At 37.3% G+C, this 15,616-nt stretch carries 12 protein-coding genes; 10 read left to right on the forward strand and 2 right to left on the reverse strand.

Annotated features, from left to right (window positions below):
• The first annotated feature begins 336 nt into the window (after nt 1-336).
• From MM214_RS04565 to MM214_RS04575, 3 genes are all read left to right on the forward strand, one after another.
• Entirely contained in the window at nt 337-3,444 is a 3,108-nt protein-coding gene (locus MM214_RS04565) for a SusC/RagA family TonB-linked outer membrane protein (RefSeq protein WP_241292556.1), read from the forward strand.
• Between the two features lie 27 nt (nt 3,445-3,471).
• The gene (locus tag MM214_RS04570) at nt 3,472-4,959 is read left to right on the forward strand and encodes a RagB/SusD family nutrient uptake outer membrane protein (protein ID WP_241292559.1); all 1,488 of its coding nucleotides are present in this window, start codon (nt 3,472-3,474) and stop codon (nt 4,957-4,959) included.
• Between the two features lie 138 nt (nt 4,960-5,097).
• Nucleotides 5,098-6,213, forward strand: a complete 1,116-nt coding sequence (locus tag MM214_RS04575) for a glycoside hydrolase family 130 protein (RefSeq protein ID WP_241292561.1) — start codon at nt 5,098-5,100, stop codon at nt 6,211-6,213.
• Between the two features lie 459 nt (nt 6,214-6,672).
• Here MM214_RS04575 and MM214_RS04580 read toward each other — a convergent pair whose 3' ends face one another.
• Nucleotides 6,673-7,029, reverse strand: a complete 357-nt coding sequence (locus MM214_RS04580; RefSeq protein WP_241292563.1) for a YraN family protein — start codon at nt 7,027-7,029, stop codon at nt 6,673-6,675.
• Between the two features lie 116 nt (nt 7,030-7,145).
• On the opposite strand from MM214_RS04580, the gene lipB reads away from it, so the two are divergent.
• The 7 genes from lipB (at nt 7,146) to MM214_RS04615 (ending at nt 14,817) form a co-directional block, all read left to right on the forward strand.
• Nucleotides 7,146-7,862, forward strand: a complete 717-nt coding sequence (gene lipB, locus MM214_RS04585) for a lipoyl(octanoyl) transferase LipB (protein ID WP_241292565.1) — start codon at nt 7,146-7,148, stop codon at nt 7,860-7,862.
• Between the two features lie 247 nt (nt 7,863-8,109).
• Complete coding sequence (locus tag MM214_RS04590; RefSeq protein WP_241292567.1) at nt 8,110-8,511, forward strand: hypothetical protein; 402 nt, start codon at nt 8,110-8,112, stop codon at nt 8,509-8,511.
• Between the two features lie 12 nt (nt 8,512-8,523).
• Nucleotides 8,524-9,261: a 3'-5' exonuclease gene (locus MM214_RS04595; protein WP_241292569.1), complete on the forward strand. Its 738-nt coding sequence runs from the start codon at nt 8,524-8,526 to the stop codon at nt 9,259-9,261.
• A gap of 340 nt (nt 9,262-9,601) precedes the next feature.
• On the forward strand, nt 9,602-10,762 hold the full coding sequence (locus MM214_RS04600) for an ATP-binding protein (protein WP_241292571.1): 1,161 nt from the start codon (nt 9,602-9,604) through the stop codon (nt 10,760-10,762).
• Between the two features lie 236 nt (nt 10,763-10,998).
• Nucleotides 10,999-13,200 carry a ribonuclease R gene (gene rnr, locus MM214_RS04605; protein WP_241292573.1) on the forward strand — a complete coding sequence of 734 codons (2,202 nt, stop codon included), beginning with the start codon at nt 10,999-11,001 and terminating at the stop codon, nt 13,198-13,200.
• Nucleotides 13,166-14,161 carry a polyprenyl synthetase family protein gene (locus MM214_RS04610; protein ID WP_241292575.1) on the forward strand — a complete coding sequence of 332 codons (996 nt, stop codon included), beginning with the start codon at nt 13,166-13,168 and terminating at the stop codon, nt 14,159-14,161. Before rnr ends, MM214_RS04610 begins: the two co-directional genes overlap by 35 nt.
• Nucleotides 14,162-14,187: 26 nt before the next feature.
• Complete coding sequence (locus MM214_RS04615) at nt 14,188-14,817, forward strand: rhomboid family intramembrane serine protease (protein ID WP_241292726.1); 630 nt, start codon at nt 14,188-14,190, stop codon at nt 14,815-14,817.
• Nucleotides 14,818-14,846: 29 nt separating this feature from the next.
• On the opposite strand, the gene MM214_RS04620 is transcribed toward MM214_RS04615, so the two are convergent.
• On the reverse strand, nt 14,847-15,155 hold the full coding sequence (locus tag MM214_RS04620; protein WP_241292577.1) for an HPF/RaiA family ribosome-associated protein: 309 nt from the start codon (nt 15,153-15,155) through the stop codon (nt 14,847-14,849).
• Nucleotides 15,156-15,616: the final 461 nt, after the last annotated feature.

Below are 15,616 nucleotides of genomic sequence, written 5' to 3' on the forward strand. Positions count from 1 at the left end.
AGAAGAGTGTGAATTCATTCATGTTTACAGATTTTTTTTAGGAAACATAACAATCAGCTACCTTTCATTCTTTGAGCACCTTTTACTCAATTTCAATGAGTTTCTGATTAGCAAATAGAACTTATTGCAAATACCTATTTCTTCAAATTCATGCATATTGCCTAAGGTTTATGAATTTCAGCATGAGAAATTTTGGAAATTGAAATAATCCTGATAAATTTGGCTTAAGTAAAACGTTTTACTAAGATTATAGAGCTCTGGGAGGAGTTTTTTTTCGTCCAAATTGATAAAACGTTTTACCAATAAAGTCAATTCAAATAAATAACCCCAAAGCCAATGAAAAATTCTACTAGAGTAGCACATTACCTTAAGCGTGTTTTGATGCTCTGTTTTTCACTTTATTTATCAAGCATTGCATCCACCTATGCTATTGAACAGGGAGATCAAAATGGTTCTCAACCTATTCAGGTGGTAGGTAAAGTTGTTCAAGTCATAGATCTAAGCCCAATTCCGGGAGTGACTGTATTAGAAAAGGGGACCCGAAATGGTACAGTAACGGATTCGGATGGTAGCTTTAAGCTTGAAGTAAGTTCTTCGAATTCTGTCTTACAAGTTTCCTTTATAGGTTACAAAAGTCAGGAAATTAGTGTTTCAAATCGCTCAAACTTTACAATCGAGTTAGAAGAGAGTTATTCTGATCTTGGAGAAGCTGTTGTGATTGGTTATCAATCACAAAAGGAAGCAAATATATCTGGGTCAGTAGCAAAAGTAGATATTCAATCTCTGGAGTCAAGAAGAGTTCCTGTTTTGACACAAGCTTTGCAAGGTCAAATAGCTGGTGTTCAAGTTACCCAAAGTACAGGAGCACCTGGTGATGATATCGAGATCAGGATTCGAGGCAATGGGACTATAGGTAATAATAATCCACTGTATATAATTGATGGTATACCAAGTAGAGAAATTTCCTTTCTTAATCCAGCTGACATAGAATCAATGACGGTTCTAAAAGATGCCGCTGCTACATCTATCTATGGATCGCGAGCTTCTGCGGGTGTTGTGGTGATTACCACCAAGAGTGGCAAGACTACTCAGGGTATCAATGTGAATTATTTTGGAGGGGTTCAGCGAGTTACCAATCTACCAAGAATGCTCAATGCACAAGAATACATGACAGTAGTGGAGCGTGCCTGGGACAATGCGGGTTATTCAGGTACAAATCCTTATACTGGAGATAGAAATCGAAGTGATTTCGCTGATACAAATTGGCTAGAAGAGCTTTTTGAGATGGGTAGAACCCATAATGTACAGCTTTCAAGTCAAGGTGGTAATGAAAAGACAAGATACATGATGTCTGGAGGCTTTTTTACTCAAGATGGAATTGTGAAGTTTAATAATGATAAATTCAATAGATTGAATTTCAGAACCAATGTAAGTTCTCAAATTCATGAAAGGGTGACGGTAGGTACAAATGTGCAGTTTTCTTACACCTCTCAGGATAGGATTTCTTCGAGTGGAGATTCGCCTGGTACTATTAGGCATGCATTTCTAAGGCCTCCTATCATACCTGTCTACAAATCGCTCGATGACCCTACATATTCTCCTTCAAATCCCTTTACAGATTTACCTTTTTACAGAGGACCAGGCGATTTCGAGAGTAGCAAATATGAGTTTAGTCAAAACCCACTAGCTATTGCCTATTTTGCAGATGACAAAATGAATAATTTTAAGACTTTTGGGAATGTGTTTGGGGAATACAATATATTGGGAGATGGTAGTTTGAAGTTTAGAACAAATTTTGGAGCTGATATCAACTTTTTTTATAACAGGACATTTGCTCAAAACTATGGGGATGATGATGGCGGTGGTGCTGAAATTGATCGCGGACAAGGAAGACAAAACAGACCTAATAGCCTAGCGGAAGCACGGGGTCAGGCTTTTACATATACTTGGAACAACACCTTCAATTTTGATAAAACTTTTGGGGATCATTACTTGAATGCTGTAGTTGGTACGGAATTTATCTCTTATGCTTCTTCTTTTATGAATGCATCAAGGATGCGGTTTGACTTTACTTCACCAAATTTCCAGTACTTGGATTTTGGAAATACTGAACGTGACTTGTGGAATGGAGGACTTGCAGAAGAGTGGGCTTTATTTTCCTATTTTGGTTCTGCTACATATGTATTCAAAAATAAATATATGGTAACTGGAACAATGAGAGCGGATGCCTCCTCACGATTTGCTTCAAATAATCAATGGGGTTATTTCCCAGCGATGTCAGCAGGATGGATGATTTCAGAAGAGGATTTTATGACGCAAATGGGTGCTGTTTCTGAGCTTAAAATTAGAGGTAGCTGGGGACAGCAGGGTAATCAAGAAATACCTAACTATGCCTATCTGACTCTATTTGCTAGAGATCAAGATCGTTATCAAATATCAAGATACGGGAATTCAGAATTGAAATGGGAGACAACCACTCAGGCAAATATTGGGTTTGACTTAGGGCTTTTCAGCAATAAGCTATTTGTTAGTATGGATTACTTTCATAAAGTGACTTCTGATATATTACTGCCTATTTCACTTCCCCAGATAGTGGGTAACGTTTCTCCCACTTTTGTAAATGCGGGACAAGTTACCAATAAGGGGCTTGAACTTGCCATAAATTATAGGAATTCATTCAATAACTTTAAATACTTCATAAACACCAATTTGGCTACTTTGAAAAATGTAGTTGATAATTTACATCCTAATTTGCCATATATCACTGGACCCGTGACAAGAATTCAACCAGGTCAGCCGCTTAATGCTTATTATGGTTTTGTTCAAGAAGGAATATATCAAAATCAAGAGGAAATCAATCAACACCTTTCAGGCACCACGAATCCGCCACAGCAACCAGGTGATATTAGATTCAGAGATTTGGATGGAAATGGAGTGATCAATGACAATGATCGAACTTTTATTGGGAATCCTAATCCAAGATTAGCCTATGGATTGACGTTTGGTGGTAATTATAAATCTTTTGATTTTAATATATTGTTTCAAGGTGTTCAAGGGGTAGAGAGATATAATGATTTGAAGAAAATCATCGATTACGATACTCGCCCTTTCAATTTTACAGAAAGAGTTTTAGATAGTTGGAGTGGTGAAGGTACTTCGAATACGATTCCAAGGGTGAGTTTTACAGATAATGGTGGAAGTAGAGTATCAGATGTTTTTGTGGAAGATGCTTCATACTTAAGGTTAAAAAACCTGGAAATCGGCTATACTTTAAAGACAACTCGAGTTGCTTATAATAGTAATGTGAGATTTTACCTTTCAGGTCAAAACCTCTTGACTTTCACCAAATACTCAGGGTTAGATCCTGAATCTACTGCTTTGATTGATATGGGTACTTACCCGCAAGCTAGATCCTTTCTAGTGGGAGTCAATCTAAACTTTTAACAATTTGAAATCCAAAATATCAGAGACATGAAAAAATATAAAAAATCAATAGTTGTCATATTATCACTACTAACCATGAGCTGTGGTGATTATTTCGATAAAGAGCCTATTGGTCTAATCACTCAAGAGCAAATTAGCTCTGATCCCACTGAACAATCTATAGTCTCAGCAGTCAATTCAACTTATCAGATGTACTCTCAAACATTAAATGTGATCGGGGAGTGGGACTGGACGGGAGGAAAAGTTCTTCGAAATGATTTTATAATATATGATATCGCTTCTGGAGATATGTTAAAAAAATGGAACCCAGATGGTGATCAGGCCTGGATGGATGAAGTAGGTAGTTTTAATTTTACATCTATCAATGGTGCATTTAATGGCGCTTGGAGCTATAGTTTTGAAGCTATATCAAGAGCTAATACAGCAATTTCCATTCTTGAACAGGATCATATTACATCAAATACAGGGATGAGCCAGAATTTAATTGATAGACTATTAGCTGAATCTTTATTTTTAAGAGCATTGAGTTATTTTGAATTGGTAAATAACTTTGGAGATGTTCCTATGATCACAGTCCCATTGGATAGTTTTGCGGATGCATATGAAGTATCTGTAAGGAGACCTGCTTCCGAAGTGTGGCAATTGATCATGTCAGATTTGCAAAAAGCTTCAAGTTTACTTCCTCAAGCAAAATTTTCTAGTCAATCAGAGCCATGGAGGGTATCAAAAGGTGCTGTATTATCACTTATTGCTAAGGCAGAATTATATCAAGAAAATTATCAGAATGTAATATCTATTATTTCTCAAATAGAAGATCTTGGTTTTTATAGCTTAAATGTTCATTATTTTGACTCTTTTGATGTTACAAAACATTTTCAAGAAAATGAGGTCATATTTGCCTATGATCATCAAGAGGGTAGAAATCCCAGGAAGGGTAATGGACTCGCTGCATTGATGGGGTGGGGATTTGTGGCTCCATCGGAAAGTTTTGTTCAAGCATTTGAGCAAGGAGATCCAAGGCTTTTTTATACAGTGGACCTCACCAACAGGAATGTCAACAAGCTTTTGGGTACAAAAAATGGCTTGTACAAAGGAAATGATGACTCGCCAGGTAATAAAATATATATAAGATATGCCGATGTTTTGTTATGGAAAGCAGAAGCTTTAATCAAATTGGGTAATATAGAGCAGGGACTTCTGATAGTAGATATGGTAAGATTGCGTGCCAAAAATACGCCGTATGTGAATGGTACTTTACCTGATCCAAGCATTCTTGCCCCATATGCTGGAAGGGGATTAAACCAAGCCGAAGCCCTACAAGCTTTGATTCAAGAAAGAAGGGTTGAACTAGGGTTCGAATCTCATCGATTCAATGATTTGAAGAGGTGGGGAATTGCATTAGACATACTTCGAGATATGGGTAAAAACTTTCAGGCTCATCACATGTTGTTTCCTATTCCTCAAGAAGAAGTAGACCGGTCAGGAGGATTGATAAATCAAAATCAGGGATATTAATTATTCACCTTTGATAGATATATGCATGTTAATTTAGCTTATAAAATGTTTGATAGATTGATTTTTTATCAATAATGTGAGGAAATTAATTGCAAATCTTAAGAATTAAATCATTAAAAAAAATTGAAATAGAAAGTAATGAAGGTAAAAAGTAAATCAATGTTCGGGTTTTTAGTCTTAGTGTATTTGGTGATGCCTGCTTGCGCTCAAGAAAAATCATGGATGATGGGGCCATTTGAAAGAGCAGAAAATCAAAAGCCAATAATTGAACCTCAATTAGAAACAGTTTTTGACGATCCGATGACTGAAAGAAGTGTTTTTTGGGAGTCTATGGCTACTTTTAATCCCGCTGCTATTATCAAAGATAAGACCATTCATGTATTTTACAGAGCGGAAGAAAAGCTTGGTGAAAATGAAATCGGAGGACATACCTCAAGGCTTGGTTTAGCTACTTCCACAGACGGTGTTAACTACAAAAGGTTTTCAGTGCCTGTTTTCTTTCCTGCAGACGATGACCAAAAAGAATTTGAATGGACAGGGGGTACCGAGGATCCTAGAATTGTAGTTACGGACGAGGGATTGTATGTATTAACATACACACAATGGAATAGAGAATACCCAAGATTGGCAATTGCAACTTCCAAAGATTTAAAAAATTGGACTAAACATGGCCCTATTTTTCAAAATTTTAAAGATGGTAAATACCACAACATTGAAACCAAATCTGGAGCTATTGTAACTCAAGTTAAAAATGGCGAGCTCGTTGCTGCTAAAATCGATGAGAAATATTGGATGTATTATGGAGTTCCGCATATCTGGTTGGCTTATTCTGAAGATTTGATCAATTGGACACCTGTAGAGACGCATGAGGGAAATTTAGCACCTGTATTGAGTCCAAGGCCAGGGTATTTTGACTCTTGGCTTGTAGAAGCAGGGCCACCGCCCGTACTTACTGAGGACGGAATTGTAGTATTGTATAATGCAGGTAACTCTAAGGAGATTGGTGTGGAAGATTTAGGGAATAGAGTGTATACTGGAGGCCAAGCATTATTTTCAAAAGATCAACCATGGAAATTACTTGACAGAGGAAAACATCCATTTATCAAACCAGAGAAGGATTTTGAAAAATCTGGACAATATCAAGATGGTACGACTTTCTTGGAAGGTTTAGTTTTATTCAATGATGTTTGGTATTTATATTATGGTACTGCTGATAGCATGGTAGGAGTAGTTACTTGGAAGCAAAAGCCTTAAGCGCATACTTATTGCAATAAGCATGTATAATTGTTGCTACACATTGAAAGCTATTTTGCTTGACAAGCTTTTTGAAACAATCCATTAAGTTCAAGTTGGTTCCTTTCAAAATAGCTCATCTACTACCTATTACCTTATGGGAGAATTGGTTAGTAGATGAGCATTTGGTTATACCACTTGGATTAAAAGCAATTGTTTTGTTCAACCAGCTGATAATCAATTTTAGCTTTCGTGATTACCTTCATTTACACCAGATGGAGGATTTTAGATAGGGCAAAAGTTACTTCTGAATCTTCAGCTACTGGTAGTTTGTCACTTGCGGATCCAACGCTTCATCCGATAGTTAGCTAAATATATCAGTATTTTTCAGTCTTTTAGCATGGTTTGGGAATTGATTTCTTTGTGGATATTGATTCTAATTTTTTACCCAAAAGCCAGATTCATAACCTTCTAATGAAATTAATAAAAGGCATCTTCAAAATGCTTGAAGTTGATGTTTCCATTTTTGTCTTGATATACACCTACGATGTCGAATCTGATGTCTTTATGCCAATCGATTTCATGGATATAATGATCGGCCGCTTTGATGAGAAGTTTGCGTTTTGTGTAATCTACGAATTCCTCAGCATAGCCAAATCCAGTTCCACTCCTGAATTTCACTTCTACAAATACAAGAATTCCCTTATACTCAAAAATAAGGTCGATTTCCGCATATCCATGCCGGTAATTGGAGACTTTGAATTCGTAACCTTTGCCAATTAACCAATTTTTGACCTGTTCTTCTGCAAGCTTTCCTTTTTCATTGTGTGCTGCCATGACAATTATTCATTAATTTTGAAAAGTAAAAACTGTTTGCCTATTTCGGACTTCATCAATTCAAGAACTGAATCGCTTCAATTGGCGTTGGACAATAAAAGAAATTTATACCCACTGTGAATAAAGTTATCAATAAAAAAGTAAAATTTCTAGACCTTGGCCAAAAGGACTACAAAGAAACCTGGGATTTTCAGGAAGAAATTTTCGCAAAAACTGTCACTTTGAAGATAGAGAATCGCAAGGCCGGTGAGGAAAATCAACAATTGACCGAGAATTATTTACTTTTTGTAGAGCACCCTCATGTCTATACTTTAGGTAAAAGTGGTGAACTTTCACATTTGTTGCTCGATGAAGTAGGATTGGCAGAAAAAGGAGCGACATTTTATAAGATCAATCGTGGAGGTGATATTACCTATCATGGTCCCGGTCAGTTGGTGGGCTATCCGATTTTGGATTTGGATAATTTTTTTACAGATATCCATAAGTACTTGAGATTTCTCGAAGAGGCAATTATCATGACCTTGGCAGAATATGGAATTGAAGCAGGAAGGATTGATGGGCTTACAGGGGTTTGGCTAGATCACGTGGCGCAGAAGAATCCGAGAAAAATCTGTGCTTTGGGAGTGAAATCTAGCCGGTGGGTGACCATGCATGGATTTGCCTTCAATGTGAACGCAGATTTAACTTACTTTGGAAATATAGTGCCTTGCGGTATAGCCGACAAAGCTGTCACATCCATGCACTTGGAACTGGGCAGACCAGTAGATGAGCAGGAAGTAAAAAATAAAGTTAAAAAACACATCGCCACACTATTCGAAATGGAAATAGAGTAAGTTTTGGTTTTTTAAATAGACCAATATTTAATGGATGATATCGTTTTGCTAAGATCACAGATGTCTATTGGTTCATAAAAAAAACGATTCTTACTCTGGGGAAAAGCACCTGTAAGATGTCAAATCGCTTTTTCAAACTAATAGGCATTGAGTCTGCGCTATCAATACGCTAGAATCGTATGATTTGCCCAGATCATTATTGTAGGAAAGAGATAAATCAAACTTTCAAAAAAGAAAAAAAGAAAAAATGAAAAAAGATATAGATTTTCATCCAGTCACAGGAGTGAAATTGGCCATTGCCAAGGATTTTGTCAATGGAAATGAAGAATGGTCGGTATATATCATCAACCTCAACCTAATAGAACTCAATACTGTGATGATCACTTCCAAAGGATATGGCATTATTGATGGAGAGCAGCGTAGAACTTCTACTTTACGCCACATGATTGAACAGTTGGGCTCACAGTCTATCGCAAAAGTAGAGCCGATCGATCCCTCAGTTTTTGCACTGAACAATGAGTTTTGGGTGAGTTATTATATTTTGGATCAGATATTTGACAAAAAGTTTATCTTTACAGAAGGAAGTATGGATCCTTCACATATCAGGTTGATCCCTGAACTGGGGCTAGAAGGCGTCCTTCATGGTTAAAAACAAAACCCTATGAGACATTTTTTTGAGGAATTGAATGATATCTTATTCTTAGACATAGAGACGGCATCTCTTGAGCCAAATTTTGATTTGCTTTCTGAAAGGTATCAAGAAGAGTGGCTAAAGAAAGAAAGACATTTATATGGAAACAATGAAGTAATTGTCCCTGGTAGTATGTTTTTTGAAAAGGCTGGGATTTATGCCGAATTTGGGAAGGTGATTTGTATAGGAGTAGGCTACTTCCGGTTTGACAAGGAAAGTGAAACCTTGACCTATAGGTCGAAGACTTTTGCAGAGACTAGTGAATATGATACCTTACAGGCTTTCAAAGAACTTTTGGATAAAAAGCCTTGGACACTTTGTGCCCACAACGGTAAAGAATTTGATTTCCCTTATTTGGCAAGAAGGATTCTTATCAATAGGATTCCTTTACCAGAACCACTACAGCTAGCAGGCAAAAAGCCCTGGGAAGTAAGACACTTGGATACTTTGGAGCTTTGGAAATTTGGGGATTACAAACATTACACAAGGTTAGAGTTATTGGCAACTATTTTTGATATACCTACTTCCAAAGATGGTATAGATGGATCAAAAGTAAATGAGAGCTACTATAAGCATAATGATCTCCAGACTATCCGCACTTATTGTTCCAAAGACGTGCTAGTTACAGCACAGATTTTCTTGGCATTCCGTGGTATCCCACCAGAGCTTGATTTTGAGATCGTCAATTTGGATGAAGAACAAGCTTGATTTGATTTTGGAGTGGCGATTTTTCATGATTCTACCAGATGTAAATTCAAAGCATAGCTTATGTTTTTTCAAAATAGAGTTCATGTTATTTGAAGATTTATCTTGTGTTATTTCAAAATAGATATCATGTTATTTCAAAATTAAACTCGTGTTAATTCAAAATATAGTTAATGTTATTTCAAAATAGAGTGAGTGTTATTTCAAAGTAAAGTTCATGTTATTTCAAAATAGAGTACGTGTTATTTCAAAATAGAGTGTGTGTTATTTCAAAATTCAACTTGTGTTATTTCAAAATTCAACTTGTGTTATTTCAAAATTTGTTTTATTTTTGAAATAAAAAGTGCTGATAGAAAGGAATATATATGATGCTGTCAAGAGGATGATACCAAAGTATCCTATAATCGCATTGACAGGCCCCAGACAATCTGGAAAGACTACTTTACTGAGAGATTTATTCAGCGGCTATAGGTATGTTAGCCTTGAAAATCTTGATCATAGAAATTTCGCTTTAAATGATCCAAATGGTTTTTTGGAGGAGTTCGATCATCAGGTGATTTTTGACGAAGTGCAAAGAGTGCCTGAGCTTTTTTCATACCTTCAAACCAGAGTAGATAATTACCCAGAGAGGATGGGATCTTATGTGCTTTCGGGCTCCCAAAATTTTCATTTAATGCACAGTATCACACAGAGTCTTGCTGGAAGAGTGGCTATCTTCAAACTTTTCCCTTTAGATCATTTGGAACTAAATTCAGCAGGCTTGTTGCAAGATGAGTTTTTGGAGAATTTAGTTAAGGGCTATTATCCAGCAATATATCATAGAGATATACCTTCTAAAGTATTTTATGCTAATTATATCCAGACATATATACATAGGGATGTGAGTGAGTTGATTGCAATCAGAGAAATGAGGCTATTTCAGAATTTCCTTTCACTATGTGCGACACGAGCAGGACAGCTACTCAATTTAAATGCTTTGGCCAATGAATGTGGTATTACTCAGCCTACAGCAAAAGCGTGGCTTTCAGCATTGGAGCAGAGTTTTATTACATTTCAACTTTATCCATATTATAAGAATTTCAGCAAACGAATCTTGAAAACTCCGAAGCTCTATTTTTATGATACGGGGTTGTTGTGTCACTTGCTTAAGGCAACTTCTACAGAAAAGCTTTTGACACATCCATTCAAGGGAGTTTTGTTTGAAAATATGATGGTAGCGGAATACGTAAAACAAATGCATCATTCCAATGATTTGGAAGATATTTGGTATTGGAGAGATTCTGGAGGAAATGAAGTCGACTTACTAGTTGATAAGGGATTAGACTTTACTGCATTTGAGTTCAAAGCTACCAAGACTATCACTTCCGAAATGTTCAATGGTTTGAATAAGTTTGAAGCAATCTCGAAAATCAAAGGTTTGGAAAAAAAGCTGGTCTATGCTGGAAATGAGAACCAAGTTCGTACAGCAGGTAAATTAGTATCTTGGAAAGATTTCCCAAATTGAACCATTTTTGCATATATTTTTTTATAACTTTGATAGCATCGATAGACCAAGAGATGTTTTGAGAATAAAGCTGGAAATTAATAACTGGAATTACCATTTTTCGGAAAGCGATATCACCTATTGCTTAGAATACTTTAATCACCAATATTTTCATATCTATTCAAGCAAAGCTGGTGTAAAGTGCCCCCAGCAAAAAATATTAACAAACTAAAGAATTTAAAAAAAGACTCATTTTTATGGGAAGAAAATCAAATAACAAAACAGGTAAAGGCAAGAAGAAAGGCGGCAAAGTAATGGACGCAGCCCAGTTAGCTAGAAAAATCCTCAATTTTTTGGATAATCACTTTGGAGAAGAGTTCAACTCCAAACAAATCATTAAAAAATTAGAGATTAGGGATGGTGTGACCAAGGGTGGTGTAGAACCTATATTACACAAATTAGCTGCGGCGGGTTCTGTGTCCAAGTCACCTAGGAACTATTTTTCATCGACCAAGGATCCGGAATTTATAGAAGGAATTGTAGACTATGTCAATCCAAGATTCGCCTACATAGTAGCGGACGCTAGGCATGACGTAGAAGAAGACATCTTGGTAAAGGAAGCAGATCTTAAGAATGCTTTAGATGGAGACCGAGTAAGGATCATGGTGTATCCACTGAAAGGAAATAGCGGTCGGGTAGAAGGAAAGGTTCTTGAAGTCCTAGAAAGAAGCAAAGATGAATTTGTAGGAAGGGTAGAGATCTCGCCACGTTTTGCTTTTGTAGTTCCAGATTTTAGAAAAATGCACCATGACATCTTTGTACACAAAGGTGACCTTGGAGGTGCTGAGCACAATCAGAAAGTAGTAGTCAAAATGACTGAGTGGAGGGATGGAGATAAAAACCCTACGGGTAAAGTGACTCGTGTACTTGGTAAAGCTGGCGAGCATGAAGTTGAAATCCACTCGATCATGGCGGAGTTTGGGTTGCCATTTGAGTATCCAGAGGAAGTTGTGGCAGAAGCGGAGGAGATTTCAGATCAAATACCAACATCAGAGATCAAAAACCGCAAGGACTTTAGAGGTGTCACAACCTTCACCATAGATCCAGCTGATGCAAAGGATTTTGATGATGCCATTTCTTATCAAAAGCTAGCAAATGGCAACTACGAAATTGGCGTTCATATAGCCGATGTAACTCATTATGTCAAGCCAAAGACCAAGCTTGAGAAAGAAGCCTATGACAGGGCCACTTCCGTGTACTTGGTAGATCGCACGATACCGATGCTACCAGAGCGATTGAGCAATGGCTTATGTTCATTGAGACCCAATGAAGATAAGTTGACTTTCTCATGTGTCTTTGAGATGGATGAAGCAGGTGATGTACTCAAGCATTGGATTGGTCGCACGATCATCCATTCAGATAGGCGATTTGCTTATGAAGAGGCTCAAGAGAATATAGACAATCAGGCTGGAGATTTTTTTGAAGAACTTACGTTGCTAAATGATTTAGCGAAAAAGTTACGTAAGAGGAGGTTTGACAAAGGAGCTGTGAATTTCGAAACAGTGGAGGTGAAATTCAAGTTAGATGAAAAAGGTACTCCACTTGGCCTAATGGTCAAAGAGCGAAAGGATATCCATAAAATGATCGAGGAGTTCATGCTCTTAGCCAATAGAACAGTAGCGGAATTTATCTTTGATCGAAACAAAGGTGCAGACACTTTTGTCTACAGGGTACATGATCATCCTGATTTGGAGAGATTGGAGACATTCTCCAATTTTGCAAAGAAATTTGGTCATGAGATTAAAGTAGGAGAGGGCAGCAGGATTTCTATGGCTTTGAATAAGCTTATGGAAGAGATCCAAGGCAAACCTGAGCAGAACGTATTGGAGCAGTTGGCGATAAGAAGTATGGCCAAAGCCATCTATACCATAGAGCCCAAAGGTCACTTTGGTTTAGCTTTCAAGCATTATACACATTTCACCTCACCGATCAGAAGGTATCCTGATATGATGGTGCATAGGTTGCTTCAGCATTATCTAGATGGAGGGAAATCTCCCGAGTCAGAGACTTGGGAAGAGAAGAGTAGACATTCTTCAGATAGAGAAAAGCGTGCTTCTGATGCTGAGCGTGCTTCTATCAAGTACAAGCAGGTGGAGTTTATGTCCCTAGCAGAAGATAAAGATTACCAAGGAATAGTTACTGGAGTGACAGAGTGGGGCGTGTTTGTAGAGATCAGCGAGACCAAATGCGAAGGAATGGTTAGGGTTCAGGATATGGACGATGACTACTACGAATTTGATGAAAAAAACATGCGCCTAATTGGCTCAAAAAATAAGAAGATGATCACCTTGGGTGATAGTGTTGCTGTGAGAGTGATAGCGACAGACATAGATAGAAGAACAATAGATTTGGAATTTGCAGATAATGAGTCAAACAACAAGCCCCGTAAGCACCGATAAGTTGCTTCAATACCTAGAGAATCAAATCAGAGAATATCCTTTTGGTGAAAATCCTTCAGCACTTTACGAGCCGATCAGCTATATCATGAGTTTGGGAGGCAAAAGGATTCGCCCTTTACTGACTTTGATGGCTTATAGCCTCTACAAAAGTGATGTTTCAGCTGCGCTAACTCCAGCCTTGGCAGTAGAAGTATTTCATAATTTCACATTGATGCATGATGACATCATGGATGATGCTCCACTGAGAAGGGGGCAAGCCACTGTACATGAGAAGTGGAATGCAAACACAGCTATACTTTCAGGTGACGTGATGCTAGTCAAAGCATATGAAATGCTTCTCGCTGCACCATCTGAGAAGTTACCTACCATCTTCCGCTTGTTCAATCAAGCAGCTACGGAAGTTTGTGAAGGTCAGCAACATGATATGGATTTCGAGAAAATGGATCACGTCTCTGAAGATGCCTACATTGATATGATCAGACAAAAGACCGCTGTGCTTTTAGGTTTTGCACTTCAACTGGGTGCTGTACTTGCAGATGCTTCGGAAGAAGATGGTCAAAAACTCTATGAGTTTGGGGTGAACGTAGGTATAGGCTTCCAATTGATGGATGATTTGCTTGATGTATATGCAGACCAAGCAAAGTTTGGTAAGCAGGTAGGTGGTGATATCATTTCGAATAAAAAGACCTTTCTGCTGATCAAAGCGAAGGAGCTGGCTACTGGTGAGCAAAAACAAAATCTAAACAATTGGATAGCTAAGGAGACTTTTGATAAGACAGAAAAAGTAAATGCAGTCACAGCAATATATAATGAGCTGGGTATAGACAAACTTACAGCTGCTCAAATGCATGAGTATTTTGAGCAAGGCTTTGCCATATACGATTCATTGAGTGTACCAAATAATGAAAATTATATTCAACTTTTGGAATTGGTTAAGAATCTTGTACATAGAGAAAAGTAGCAAAGTAATTTACTAAACAAGTTATGATCGAGTTATCTACCACCGTGATCATCATTGTGATCACGGTAATCACATCCTATTGGGCTATGCGGAGTCACGCTGTCATTCAAAGATGGATGTTTACGCCTTACTTGATAGACAAGAGGAATCAATATGATCGATTTATTCTTTCTGGATTTGTCCATAAGGACAGTATGCACTTACTTTTCAATATGTTTACCTTCTTCTTTTTCGGCGGTGCAGTAGAGCAGTTTTTGATGTATCAACTAGGCACTGGACTAGGTACAGTAGTATATATTTTGTTTTATTTATCTGCCATCGTGATTTCGGATATTCCTACTTTTCTGAAGCACAGGAATGATAGCTATTATCAAGCTTTGGGGGCTAGCGGAGGTGTGGCAGCGACAGTTTTTGCGAGTATTATACTGATGCCTCTATCTGATATATGTCTTTTTGGTATTCTTTGCTTGCCAGGATTTGCCTTAGGTGGCTTGTTCCTGATCTATTCTATTGTACAAGGTAAAAAAGGCAACGATGGTATCAATCATGATGCACATTTATATGGAGCTTTGTTTGGTATAATATTTATTTTGATCATTAGTCCAGCATCAGCTACCAATTTTATCCAAGAAATAAAAAACTTCAGGTTGTTTTAACCTGAAGTTTTTTAATTTATGCTGTTTGATTATTTCCCTTTTTGAAGTTGTCTGATATTCTTATCAGTAACAGACTTGAGCATTCCAATCCAGTTTTCCCCTTTTTCTTCTGCAAAAACATCTGGTCCTGGTACTCCTACTCTCATTCCTATGGTGGTAGTAGCTTTGGATCCATTCCCCTCTGCATTGAAATATACGTCTAAGGCGTTGATGTTTTGAGTAAACCGTGCTAGCTTATCTATACTTGCCCTTATTTCAGCTTGGACTTCCTGACTTACATCAAGACTTGGTGATTGAACATCGATTTTTACGCCCTTATAGTTTTCTGTGTAGTTCATAAATCTGATTTTTTATCGTAAAACAATACTTAAGTATACGGCACATTATAAATAAAGATTGGGTAAAATGACTCCAATTTGTAGATTTCGGGGATTTTTTGACAAAGTATTTCATTATCAATCACTTTTAAGTTTTTATAAAATGCCATGTTAGAAGGTTTAGAAAAAAATCAAAAGCCGATCGTCAGAGTAGTTTGTCGTTATGATAATCAATGATAAATAGATTCTTTGAGATTCCGATATGTCCTGCATTGCAATATCGTATGAGATAAAATTAGGCTCATTCACAAGTTACTAGTCCAATTCTATCAATACATTGATCAAATTGATAGCTTATGGTCAATATCGATACGAATCGAATATCTATCTTTATCAAGTCAAGTCAACTTGATAATTTCTATAGTTATTTGAAAGTCGCATGTTCAATTAAAAGGGAAATAGCCGATCTAACACTGAGATCG

Source organism: Belliella kenyensis (assembly GCF_022549675.1).
Taxonomy (GTDB): Bacteria; Bacteroidota; Bacteroidia; order Cytophagales; family Cyclobacteriaceae; genus Belliella; species Belliella kenyensis.

Coding starts and splice junctions, on each gene's coding strand:
- MM214_RS04570 (WP_241292559.1), top strand. CDS start 3,472: ATGAAAAAATATAAAAAATCAATAGTTGTCATATTATCACTACTAACC.
- MM214_RS04590 (WP_241292567.1), top strand. CDS start 8,110: ATGAAAAAAGATATAGATTTTCATCCAGTCACAGGAGTGAAATTGGCC.
- MM214_RS04580 (WP_241292563.1), bottom strand. CDS start 7,029: ATGGCAGCACACAATGAAAAAGGAAAGCTTGCAGAAGAACAGGTCAAA.
- MM214_RS04575 (WP_241292561.1), top strand. CDS start 5,098: ATGAAGGTAAAAAGTAAATCAATGTTCGGGTTTTTAGTCTTAGTGTAT.
- MM214_RS04595 (WP_241292569.1), top strand. CDS start 8,524: ATGAGACATTTTTTTGAGGAATTGAATGATATCTTATTCTTAGACATA.
- MM214_RS04620 (WP_241292577.1), bottom strand. CDS start 15,155: ATGAACTACACAGAAAACTATAAGGGCGTAAAAATCGATGTTCAATCA.
- rnr (WP_241292573.1), top strand. CDS start 10,999: ATGGGAAGAAAATCAAATAACAAAACAGGTAAAGGCAAGAAGAAAGGC.
- MM214_RS04610 (WP_241292575.1), top strand. CDS start 13,166: ATGAGTCAAACAACAAGCCCCGTAAGCACCGATAAGTTGCTTCAATAC.
- MM214_RS04565 (WP_241292556.1), top strand. CDS start 337: ATGAAAAATTCTACTAGAGTAGCACATTACCTTAAGCGTGTTTTGATG.